The organism is Herbaspirillum sp. WGmk3, assembly GCF_023952535.1.
GTDB classification, from domain to species: domain Bacteria; phylum Pseudomonadota; class Gammaproteobacteria; order Burkholderiales; family Burkholderiaceae_D; genus Herbaspirillum; species Herbaspirillum huttiense.
Window position 1 is genome coordinate 71,665 of record NZ_JAKYWT010000006.1, and the last position, 10,798, is coordinate 82,462.

General features: G+C 63.4%; 7 protein-coding genes. 2 read left to right on the forward strand and 5 right to left on the reverse strand.

Annotated elements, in window-relative coordinates:
* Positions 1-115 precede the first annotated feature (115 nt).
* From MKD49_RS21650 to MKD49_RS21670, 5 genes are all read right to left on the reverse strand, one after another.
* Positions 116-1,669 (reverse strand): methyl-accepting chemotaxis protein, encoded by a 1,554-nt coding sequence (locus tag MKD49_RS21650; RefSeq protein ID WP_252697330.1) that lies wholly within the window; start codon positions 1,667-1,669, stop codon positions 116-118.
* Positions 1,670-1,902: 233 nt separating this feature from the next.
* Positions 1,903-2,940: an L-idonate 5-dehydrogenase gene (locus MKD49_RS21655; protein WP_034334063.1), complete on the reverse strand. Its 1,038-nt coding sequence runs from the start codon at positions 2,938-2,940 to the stop codon at positions 1,903-1,905.
* Positions 2,941-2,967: 27 nt separating this feature from the next.
* Positions 2,968-3,762 carry an SDR family NAD(P)-dependent oxidoreductase gene (locus MKD49_RS21660; RefSeq protein ID WP_252697331.1) on the reverse strand — a complete coding sequence of 265 codons (795 nt, stop codon included), beginning with the start codon at positions 3,760-3,762 and terminating at the stop codon, positions 2,968-2,970.
* A gap of 71 nt (positions 3,763-3,833) precedes the next feature.
* Positions 3,834-5,387 (reverse strand): gluconokinase, encoded by a 1,554-nt coding sequence (gene gntK, locus MKD49_RS21665; RefSeq protein ID WP_252697332.1) that lies wholly within the window; start codon positions 5,385-5,387, stop codon positions 3,834-3,836.
* A 60-nt stretch (positions 5,388-5,447) separates the two neighbouring features.
* The gene (locus MKD49_RS21670) at positions 5,448-6,800 is read right to left on the reverse strand and encodes a GntP family permease (protein WP_252697333.1); all 1,353 of its coding nucleotides are present in this window, start codon (positions 6,798-6,800) and stop codon (positions 5,448-5,450) included.
* A 448-nt stretch (positions 6,801-7,248) separates the two neighbouring features.
* Here MKD49_RS21670 and MKD49_RS21675 point away from each other — a divergent pair, with 448 nt between their 5' ends.
* Together MKD49_RS21675 and ggt are read left to right on the forward strand one after the other, a co-directional pair.
* Positions 7,249-8,307, forward strand: a complete 1,059-nt coding sequence (locus tag MKD49_RS21675; RefSeq protein WP_209532101.1) for a LacI family DNA-binding transcriptional regulator — start codon at positions 7,249-7,251, stop codon at positions 8,305-8,307.
* A 262-nt stretch (positions 8,308-8,569) separates the two neighbouring features.
* Positions 8,570-10,330 (forward strand): gamma-glutamyltransferase, encoded by a 1,761-nt coding sequence (gene ggt, locus MKD49_RS21680; protein WP_209532103.1) that lies wholly within the window; start codon positions 8,570-8,572, stop codon positions 10,328-10,330.
* Positions 10,331-10,798 lie beyond the last annotated feature (468 nt).

Here is a 10,798-nt window from a genome sequence, read left to right on the forward strand (position 1 = left end):
CTGTCCTCTCATCCGCTGCAAAAGAAAACACCGTCCGGCAACGCTGCGCGACGGCATCCTCACGAGCTCTCACCAGCCCTCACGAAAATCTCCCGTCAAGACAACGGCACCTGGCCTATGCCAGCCGGGGCTGCATGCCGCGCACCAGCTGGCACTGGAAGAAACTTACCGTGGTCTGCAACAGCACGGCGCGCCGGTTGAGTTCTTCCGAGGTCACGGCCAGTTCCTCCGAACTGAGCGAGTTCTGCTGGATCACCTGGGCCAGCTGGCTGGCCGCCTGGCTGATCTGGCTGACCGCCGCCGACTGGCTCTCCGAGGAGTGGACGATTTCCTGCACCAGCGCCGAGGTGCGCGCAATGGTCGGCACCATGTCGTTGAGCTGGCGCTCGGCGGCGCAGGCCAGGGCGACGTTGCTGCGCGCGACCTCGTCGATCTCCTGCGCGGCCGACTGGCTGCGCTCGGCAAGCCGGCGCACTTCGGCGGCCACCACCGCGAAGCCGGAGCCATGCTCACCGGCATGCGCTGCTTCAATGGTGGCATTCAACGCCAGCAGGTTGGTCTGGTAGGCGATGTCGTCGATGACGACAATCTTGCCGGCGATCTGCTGGATGGCCTCCACCATCTGCTTGACGGTAGCGGCGCAGGCGCGCGCCTCGATGGCAGCGGCCGCAGCGATCTGGTCGGTCAGCCGGGCATTCTGCGAGGTGCTGAGGATGGAGGCGTGGATCTGCTCCAGCGCCGCACTGGTCTGTTCGACGCCGGAAGCCTGCTCGGTGGAGGCGCGCGACAAGGATTGCGCGGTGGCGCTGACCTCCTCGGCGGTGCTGACCAGCCCCTCGGCATTGCCACGGACCTCGCTCACCACCAGGCAGAGACGCTCCATCATCTTCTGGATGGCGTGCATCATGCTGTCGCGGTAGCGTGCCTTCACGCTGATCTGCTGCACCAGGTCACCATCGGACAAGCGCTGCATCACCGTCACCACATCCCCCGGTTCGCCGCCCATCTGGCGCAACAGCGTCCGCGTGAGCAGCCAGCCGGCCCCCAGCAGAACCAGCATGATCCCGCCCGCCAGCAGGCTGACCGTCTGCAGCGCATCGCTGATCATTTCGCGCGCACTGAGTGCACTGGCATCACCCAGCGCGATGTTGTAGGAACGGTGACGGCCGAAGGTCACCTGCACGGCATCAATGCTGGCGCGGAACTCCAGGATCGCCTGCGGCAAACTGTCCTCGATGCGGTCCTCATCGGACACCTTCAACAGTCGCCGCACCACCTCGTCGAAGGCGACGATGCGCGCCTGGTCATCGGCCAGCATGAGACCATCGGTCTCGTCAGTGACATACGCTTCGGCGTAGGTCTTGAGATGCCGGTTCAGGCGTGCGCGTTGCGTCTCAATCTCCTTGAGCAGACGCGTGCGGTCGAGCGGATCGGGATTGACCAGGTATTGGTAGATGCGCCCCTGGACGGCATTGAAGGCCGCCTGCGCATCATCGAGCGTGGTCACGCTGGGCACGGTATTAACCGTCGCGTAATTGGCCGCATGGTAAACGTTTTCGATCTGACGCAAACTGACGGCCGCTGTTGCGACCAGCCCCAGCAAGGCCAGCAGGATCAGCACCGACAGGCGCTGACCGACGGTCAGCGTACGAAGCCCAGGCCTGGACATGGTTTCCTCCCCCCAGAGGTAATACGGTGGCTGCATGAAATGGTGCCCGCCCCTCAGCCAGGCCCCATGCAGATTTGGCAACGCAATTATAGCGGGCGGTAACGCTTGTCCATCACTGTCGGACAAACGTTTGCGCGGCGGGCAAAAAAAATGCCGCCCGGCAATGAAGCGGGCGGCATCAGCGATGCAGGAGCGTTGGCGGAGGCCACAGAGACCGTCCGCCCGCCTGATGCTCAGTCGAAACTGATCTGCACCTTCATCATCCTGGAGCGGTCACCGGCGATCTCGAAGGCTTCCACCGCCTGGGCGATGGGATAGGTCGCCGTGATCAAGGGCTTCACGTCCACCAGCTTGCGGTTCATCAGCTCCACCGCCATGGCGAACTCTTCATGGAAGCGGAACGCGCCGCGCCAGTCCAGCTCCTTGCCCACCAGCAGATTGGCCGGGAACTGGATGTCGCCCCCCAGGCCGACCTGCACGATGACGGCTTGCGGACGCAGCGCTTCCAGCGCCCCCACCAGCGCCCGTTCATTGCCGCTGGCTTCGAAGAGCACATCGAAGGTCCCCTTGTCGACGGCATAGGCCTTCAAGGCATCGGGCGTCTCGGCCATGTTGATGGCACGGTCCGCGCCCACCTGCAGGGCCGCTTGCAGCGGCATGCTGGCGACATCGGTGACCACCACTTCCAGTGCACCGGCGCGGCGCGCGGCCACCACCACCAGCGCGCCGATAGGACCACAGCCGGTCACCAGCACGCGCTTGCCCACCAGCGGACCGGCGCGGCGCACCGCATGCAGCGCCACCGACAGCGGCTCGGCCATGGCCGCTTCGCCATCCGTGACATGATCGGCCACGATGTGGGCCTGCGCACGTTCGATGATGATTTCCTGACGGAACGCACCCTGCACGTGCGGGGTGCGCATGGCACTGCCGTAGAAGCGCATGTCCAGGCAATGGTTCTGCTTGCCTTCCTGGCAGTACTTGCACACGCCGCAGGGGCGGCTGGGCGAGATGGCGATGCGGGTGCCGGGTGCGATGTCGGTGATGGCCGAACCCACTTCGGCGATCTGGCCCGAGACTTCATGGCCCAGCACCATCGGTTCCTTGATGCGCACCACGCCGAAACCGCCGTGGTGATAGTAGTGCAGGTCCGAACCGCAGATGCCGCCGGCCTTGACCTTGACCTTCAGTTGCTGCGGTTGCAGCGGGGCGGACTCCAGCGACTGAATGCGCAGGTCGTGCGGTGCATGGATGACGAGGCCTTGTTGCATGTGTATCTCCGAAATGAGCTAAATGATTTACAAGGTAGCGGTCACGCCGCCGTCCACGTAGAGGATGTGGCCATTGACGAAACGTGACGCGTCGCTGGCCAGAAACACGGCAGCACCGACCAGGTCTTCCACATCGCCCCAGCGGCGCGACGGGGTGCGGCCCACCAGCCAGTCGGTGAACTTGGCATCGTTGACCAGGGCCATGTTCATCTCGGTCTTGAAGTAGCCGGGACCCAGGCCGTTGACCTGCAGGCCGTACTTGCCCCAGTCGATGGCCATGCCCTTGGTGAACATCTTCACCGCCCCCTTGGTGGCGGTATAGGGGGCGATGTTGGGACGGCCCAGTTCGCTCTGCACCGAACAGATGTTGATGATCTTGCCGGCACCGCGCGGGATCATGTGGCGTGCCACGGCCTGGGCCACATAGAAGACGCTGTTCAGGTTGGTATTGACGAGATCGTGCCAGTCCGATTCCTTGAACTCTTCCAGCGGATTGCGGCGCTGGATGCCGGCGTTGTTGACCAGGATGCCGATGGCACCGATCTCGCTTTCGATCTTCTGCACCGCCGCCTTGACCTCGTCATTGACGGTGGCATCGAAGCTGGCTTCATGAATGGTGTGGCCCTCGGCACGCAATTGCGCCGCGACGGTGGCGAGCTTGCCGGCATCGCGTCCGTTGAGCACGATGGCAGCGCCCGCCTGGGCCATGCCGCGCGCCAGCGCCAGGCCGATGCCACCGGAAGAACCGGTGATCAGGGCCAGCTTGCCTTCGAGGGAAAAGCCCTGCAAACCTGCGGGCAACGGGGTGGTCTTGATGGTCATGTGGTCTCTTTCTTCTTGTCGGAAATTTCGTTGTCAAACCCTGCCCTGCCCGTGATGGCACAAAACAGGACTCAGTGCTGCTTTCCGGTCTCGCGCTGGAAGGCGGCGATGGCGTGATACTCCGCCTCCAGTTTGGCCGGAATGGCGGCAAAGATGGGTTGCAGGCGGCCATAGACGGCGACCGCCTCGGCCTCGGGAGCGTGATGATTGGTGGAGCCGACCATACCCGAGATCACCGACAGCGACGGCAGCAGGCCCAGCGCCCACGCGCCCAGCACGGCCGCGCCGAGGCAGGACGATTCCACGCTCTCCGGCACCACCACTTCACGGTTGAAGATGTCGGCCATCATCTGTCGCCACAGGGCCGAGCGGGCGAAGCCGCCGGTGGCCATCATGCGCTTGGTCGGGCCAACCAGTTCTTCCAGCGCCGGCAGGATGCTGTAGAGGTTGAAGATCACCCCTTCGAGCGCAGCGCGGATCATGTGGTGCTTGCCGTGATGCAGGGCCAGGCCGAAGAAGGAGCCGCGCAGGTCGGCATTCCACAGCGGGGCGCGCTCGCCGGCCATGAAGGGATGGAACAGCAGCCCTTCGGCACCGGGCCGCACCTTCTCGGCGATGCGGGTCAGTGCCTCGTAGGGATCGACGCCTTCCTCACGCGCAGCAGCCGCTTCGGCGGTGGCCAGCTCATCGCGCACCCAGCGGAAGATGTTGCCGCCGTTGTTGACGGGGCCGCCGACCACCCAGTGTTTTTCGGTCAGTGCATAACAGAACAGGCGGCCATGCGGATCGGTCAGCGGCTCATCGATCACGGTCCGCATGGCACCGGACGTACCGATGGTCACGGCCACATGGCCGATCTCAATGGCGTTCACACCCAGGTTGGACAGCACGCCGTCATTGGCACCGATGATGAAGGGCGTCTCCACCGACAACCCCATGCGCTGCGCCATCTCCGGCGACAGGGCCGGCAGGCGGTGCGTGGTCGGGACCGGTGTGGGCAACTGCTCGGCACGTACGCCCAGCAATTCCAGCGCGCCCTGGTCCCAGGCCAGCTCGCGCAGATTGAACATGCCGGTGGCCGAGGCGATGGAGTGATCCACCACCCACTGGCCGAAGAGCTGATACAGCAGGTATTCCTTGATGCCGACGAAGCGCGCGGCCTGATGGAAGACCTCCGGCTTTTCATGCCGCATCCACATCAGCTTGCTCAGCGGCGACATGGGGTGGATGGGGGTGCCGGTACGGCGATAGATGGCATTGCCGTCGTGCTCGTGCTTGATGCGTTCGGCCCAGACCGAGGCGCGGATATCGCCCCAGGTGATGCTGTTGGAGAGCAGGCGATTGTCGGCATCCAGCGCGATGACGCTGTGCATGGCGGCGCTGAAGGACAGCAGCGCAATCTCCTGCGGCGCAGCCTTGGCGGCCTTGACGGCACCGGCGATGGAAGCCAGCGCGGCCGCGACGATCTGTTCCGGGTCCTGTTCCGCCATGCCCGGTTCGGTACAGAGGACCGGGTATTCCTCTGCATGCTGGGCGACCACCTTGCCATCGAGCGTGAAGACCACGGTCTTGGTGCTGGTGGTGCCGATATCGACGCCGAGCATGTAGGGTGCGGAAGAGGACATATGCAGTTTCCTTAACAAACAAAGCAAGACGCCCGGACCAGCCGGGCGTTGCGATCAGTCTTAGACGACCAGGTTGAGCAACATGATGAAGATGATAGCAACAACCGAGATCAGCGTTTCCATCACCGTCCAGGTCTTGAAGGTTTCACCGACGCTCATGTTGAAGTATTCCTTGACCAGCCAGAAGCCCGCATCGTTGACGTGCGACAGGATCAGCGAACCGGCCCCGGTGGCCAGCACCAGCAATTCCTTGTTGGTGCCGGGGATCAGCGCCACCAGCGGCGCGACGATGCCGGCACCGGTGATGGTGGCGACGGTGGCCGAACCGGTGGCCACACGGATCACGCCAGCTACGAACCAGGCCAGCAGCAACGGCGAGATCTGCGCATGCACGGCCAGCTGGCCAATGGCAGTGCCCACGCCGGAGTTCACCAGCATCTGCTTGAAGCCGCCGCCGGCACCGATGATGAGCACGATGGCCGCGGTCGGGGCCAGGCTCTGGTCCACGAATTTCAGCACTTGCTGGCGGCTGAAGCCACGGGCGATGCCGAAGGTCCAGATCGCCAGCAGCAGTGCCGCCAGCAGGGCCACGATGGGGTTGCCGATGAAGTCCATCAGGTCGCGCACGGCGTGGCCTTCCGGCAGGGTGACGTCGACGAAGGTCTTGAGCAGCATCAGGAACACCGGCAGCAGCACCGTCACCAGCGTGGTGGTGAAGCCCGGCAGGTTGGTGGTCTGCGGTTCGCGCGCCAGTTGCGCCATCAGTTCCTCGGAGGGCTTGATGTCGACGTAGCGCGAAATGAAGGCACCGAACAGCGGGCCGGCGATGATGACCGTCGGCAGGCCCACCAGCAGACCATAGAAGATGGTCTTGCCGATGTCGGCACCGAAGATGCCGATGGCCAGCAGCGGGCCCGGATGCGGCGGCACCAGGCCGTGCATCACCGACAGGCTGGCCAGCATGGGCATGCCGATCTTGAACAGCGGCACGCCGGAACGGCGCGCCACGATGAACACCAGCGGGATCAGCAGCACGAAGCCGATCTCGAAGAACAGGGGAATGCCAACCAGGAAGGCCCCCATCATCATGGCCCAGTGCACGCGCTCGCGGCCGAAGGCGCGCACCAGCGTCTGGGAAATCTGGTCAGCGCCGCCGGACTCGGCCATCAGCTTGCCCAGCATGGTCCCCAGGCCCAGCACGATGCCGACGAAACCGAGCACGCCGCCGAAACCGTCCTGGAAGGACTTGACGATCTCGGGCAGCGGCATGCCCGAGATCAAGCCGAGGAAGCCCGATGTGATGGTCAGGGCGATGAAGGGATGGATGCGCAGGCGCGTGATCATGAGGATCAGCGCAAGGATCGCAATGACTGCATTGAACAGCAAGGTAGCGTCGTGGCTCATGCCCAGCATGGGATCTCCGATTGCCGATAGCCGATGGCGCACGATCCCTGGTTCAGCGCAGCAGCGCGGCCCCGCGCATGGCGCCAGGGCGAGCGTCTCCTGCGGCCTCTCCTGGAGAAGGCACGGGCATCTGCACTATCTGCGTAGTGTTTTATTGAGGAACCCACGAGGGCTGCACTGAGTTCCGTTCCTGAGTGTGGTATGCCGCCGCCAGCTCCGCCGCCGTGTGCCCGGAGGTTCAGATGTTAGCGTTAACATGGGGCGCGATGATAACGCTAACATTTTGCGCGGGTCAAACACTTGTTGTGTTGCGGTGCGTCAGAAGCGGGAGTTGAGCGGGCGCCGGTGCGATATAAATTGTTTTGCGGAAATACCCGAAAGGACTTCCTGCATGCCAAGAGGGCCCCGCAAGCAGGTATCATGTCGCCACCCTGAATGACCGCCCTCCTCCGCATCCATGACCCAGCGCGCAGCACCCAAGTCCAAGCCCAAAGCCCCACCCGCCGTGCGCGGTAGCCGTGCCACCGGGCGCGTCACCATCATCGACGTGGCGGCCGAGGCCGGGGTGAGCCCGATGACGGTGTCCCGTGCGCTGAAAAATCCCGGCCTGGTGCAGGAACAGTCGCGCCAGCGCATCCTGGAAGCCATCGATCGCCTGGGCTATGTGCCCAACCAGGCGGCCTCGACGCTGGCCTCGGCGCGCTCGCAGGTAATCGCGGTGCTGGTGCCGTCGCTGACCAATGCGGTGTTCATCGAGACGCTTTCCGGTATTCGTGACTACCTGGCCGGTGCCGGCTACCAGTTCCTGATCGGCGAGACCGGTTACGTGCGCGCCAAGGAAGAGCAGCTCATCGCCACCTACCTGGCCCATGCGCCGGCCGGTTTCCTCCTTTCCAGCAGCGAGCAGCACGACATCCTGCAGGCCCGTCCCGGCAGCCGGGATATCCCGGCGGTGCGCATGTTCGACCTGGGGCGCAGCCAGCATGATTTCTCGGTGGGCTTCTCGCAGACACGTGCCGGGCATGCGGTGGCCCGCCATCTGGTCGAACGCGGCTACCGGCGCCCGGCTTTCCTGGCGGCCCAGCTCGACCCGCGCATGATGAAGCGCCGTGAGGGCTTCCGCAAAGGCTTGCTGGAAGCGGGCATCAAGCCGGAGATCGAAGTCTTGCTGCCCGAGCCGACCACCGTCGACATGGGCGCGCAACTGCTGCGGCGGGTGCTGGAACAGCATCCGGAATGCGATTCCGTGTTCTGCTGCAATGATGACCTGGCCTTGGGCGCGCTGTTCGAATGCCAGCGCCAGGGCATCAGCGTGCCGCGCGAGATGGCCATTGCCGGTTTCAACGATCTGTCCTGGGCGGCTTGCGCCACCCCTTCCATCACTACCGTAGTCACGCCGCGCTACGACATCGGCTACAAATCGGCCGAGATGCTGGTGCGCCAGCTCAAGGGCGAGGACATTCCCAAAGGCCGCCTGGACCTGGGCTTCGAGCTGGCGCTGCGCGAGAGTACCTGAGCGAGCGTTTGCGATTGCGTATGCATTTACGTTCGCGCCTGCATCCCACGCATCCGTGGACGAATCGGCGCCAATAATCCATCCATCGCCGGCTCCCGGCTCTGGACAGAAAATTGCCATTCTCTACAATCTCCCGGTGTCGTTCTGCTCTGCAAGAATGCAGCAGCACAGCAATAGGCTGATGCAGGGATGCAGCAGCGCGGACGGCATTTCTATAAATAATATGCAGATAACCAAGTCCAGATCACCAGGAGCAACCCTCATGCAGACATTCACCGGTCTTTGCAAACCCGCCGCCATGGCCCTGCTGCCGCTGTGCGGCGCGCTGGCCTTCCTGCCGGCCTCGGCCCAGACGGCAGCGCCGTCGGCCCCGGTCGTCAAGTACGACCTGACCTATGACATCATCAGCCCGGTCCACAGCCAGCACGGCATGGTGGCCACCGAGCAGGAGCTGGCCACCAAGGTCGGCGTGGATATCCTCAAGAAGGGCGGCAATGCCGTCGACGCCGGCGTGGCAGTGGGCTTTGCCCTGGCCGTGGTGCTGCCCAATGCGGGCAACATCGGCGGTGGCGGTTTCATGATGATCCACGACGCCAAGACCGGCAAGAACGTGGCGCTGGACTTCCGCGAGATGGCCCCGCAGCGCGCCACCCGCAACATGTACCTGGACGACAAGGGCAACGTGGTGCCCGGCCGTTCGCTCTATACCCACCTGGCCGTGGGCGTGCCCGGCACCGTGGCGGGCCTGTCGCATGCGCTCTCCAGGTACGGCACGATGAAGCTGTCGCAGGTGATCCAGCCGGCCATCGAACTGGCCGAAAAGGGTTACCCGGTCAGCCGCAGCCTGGCACTGATCCTCTCGGCCGAGCGCGAACACCTGGGCCAGTGGGATTCGTCCAAGGCCATCTTCTTCAAGGAAGGCCGTCCGCTGAAGGAAGGCGAAATGCTGGTTCAGAAGGACCTGGCCAAGTCGCTGCGCCTGATCGCCAAGGAAGGTCCGAAGGCCTTCTATGACGGTGCCATCGCCAAGAAGATCGTGGCCGAGATGGACAAGCACGGCGGCCTCATCACCGCCGAGGACCTGAAGAACTACAAGGTCGTCGAACGCGTGCCGGTCTCCGGCAACTATCGCGGCTACCAGGTCATGTCGATGCCGCCGCCGAGCTCGGGCGGTGTGCACATCATCCAGATGATGAACATCCTGGAACGCTATCCCCTGAAGCAATACGGTGCCGACAGCGCGCAGACCATCCACCTGATGGCCGAAACCATGAAGCTGGCCTATGCCGACCGCTCCGAATACCTGGGCGATCCGGATTTCACCAAGGTCCCGGTCAAGGGCCTGACTTCGCGCGCCTATGCCGACGAGCTGGCCAAGAAGATCAACCCGGACCGCGCCACGCCCTCCACCGAGATCAAGCCGGGCCAGCCGCAGCCGTATGAAAGCGACCAGACCACCCACTACTCGGTGGCCGACAAGGACGGCAACCTGGTGGCGACCACCTACACGCTGAACCTGAACTTCGGCAGCGGCATCGTCGCCACCGGTACCGGCATCACCTTGAACAACGAGATGGATGACTTCGCCGCCAAGCCGGGCGTGCCCAATGCGTTCGGGCTCATCGGTGGCGACGCCAACGCGGTCGGTCCCTACAAGCGTCCGCTGTCGTCGATGTCGCCGACCTTCGTGCTCAAGGATGGCAAGCCCTTCCTGGTCACCGGCAGCCCGGGTGGCAGCCGCATCATCACTACCACCCTGCAGACCATCCTCAACGTGATCGACCACGACATGAACGTGGCCGAAGCCACCATCACGCCGCGCATCCACCACCAGTGGGCACCGGACCAGCTGCGCGTGGAAAAGGGCTTGTCCGCCGATACGCTCAAGATCCTGCAGGACAAGGGCCAGAAGATCAGCGTGCAGCCTTCCATGGGCCGTACCCAGACCATCCAGATCCGTCCGGATGGCTTTGACGGCTTCTCGGATCCCCGCAATCCGGATGGACGTACGCTGGGATTCTGAGGCATCGGCAATTGACGCAGTGATGCGCTGATGTGATTGCCCGTCACGCGTTTATCCGGCACGGAACCGGACCGGCCAGTCCCGGTCCGCACCATGGCTCCCGATGATTCGGGAGCCATTTTTTATCAGGGAGCGCGTATCACTTCCCGCACGATGGCTGCCATTTTTCAAGAAACGTTCATTTCCTGAAACGGCGATCTGAACCGGCCTACCCGGTATCAAAACTTATTTTCACTCCGGCACAATAAAATTGTTCGAACTCCGATCAGTTTTCTTTGCAGCACTTTACTCACTCCCAAAAAATCACCACTCGATTTCGCGAGAGCGCCTCCGACGCGGCTTTCCGGGCAATTCCAATTACCTGCCTGCTGGCTTTCTGAATTTATTCGATCAAACTCAAGAAAATTTTCGAGACATTCTTCGAAATCTGAAGAGCCGTATTTCGTTAAATTTTTGTATTTCGGTTTT

What these genes read in the sequence shown, in the direction of transcription:
- MKD49_RS21650 (WP_252697330.1), bottom strand. Translation starts at nt 1,669, where the DNA reads ATGTCCAGGCCTGGGCTTCGTACGCTGACCGTCGGTCAGCGCCTGTCG.
- MKD49_RS21655 (WP_034334063.1), bottom strand. Translation starts at nt 2,940, where the DNA reads ATGCAACAAGGCCTCGTCATCCATGCACCGCACGACCTGCGCATTCAG.
- MKD49_RS21660 (WP_252697331.1), bottom strand. Translation starts at nt 3,762, where the DNA reads ATGACCATCAAGACCACCCCGTTGCCCGCAGGTTTGCAGGGCTTTTCC.
- gntK (WP_252697332.1), bottom strand. Translation starts at nt 5,387, where the DNA reads ATGTCCTCTTCCGCACCCTACATGCTCGGCGTCGATATCGGCACCACC.
- MKD49_RS21670 (WP_252697333.1), bottom strand. Translation starts at nt 6,800, where the DNA reads ATGCTGGGCATGAGCCACGACGCTACCTTGCTGTTCAATGCAGTCATT.
- MKD49_RS21675 (WP_209532101.1), top strand. Translation starts at nt 7,249, where the DNA reads ATGACCCAGCGCGCAGCACCCAAGTCCAAGCCCAAAGCCCCACCCGCC.
- ggt (WP_209532103.1), top strand. Translation starts at nt 8,570, where the DNA reads ATGCAGACATTCACCGGTCTTTGCAAACCCGCCGCCATGGCCCTGCTG.